1 rRNA gene is annotated in these 235 nt (G+C 51.1%); it reads left to right on the top strand.

The annotated features are described in order from the left end of the window. Positions 1-235, top strand: a 23S ribosomal RNA gene (locus tag ACSQ8O_RS36765); the annotation flags it as partial.

Below are 235 nucleotides of genomic sequence, written 5' to 3'. Positions count from 1 at the left end.
TCCGGGAGTCAGACAGTGAGTGCTAAGATCCATTGTCAAAAGGGAAACAGCCCAGACCATCAGCTAAGGTCCCCAAGTGTGTGTTAAGTGGGAAAGGATGTGGAGTTGCACAGACAACCAGGATGTTGGCTTAGAAGCAGCCACCATTGAAAGAGTGCGTAATAGCTCACTGGTCGAGTGACTCTGCGCCGAAAATGTAACGGGGCTAAACACGCCACCGAAGCTATGGCTTGCA

It is taken from the genome of Paenibacillus sp. LjRoot56 (assembly GCF_964253335.1).
GTDB classification, from domain to species: Bacteria; Bacillota; Bacilli; order Paenibacillales; family NBRC-103111; genus Paenibacillus_E; species Paenibacillus_E allorhizoplanae.
This window is presented reverse-complemented; position numbering and strand designations above follow the sequence as displayed.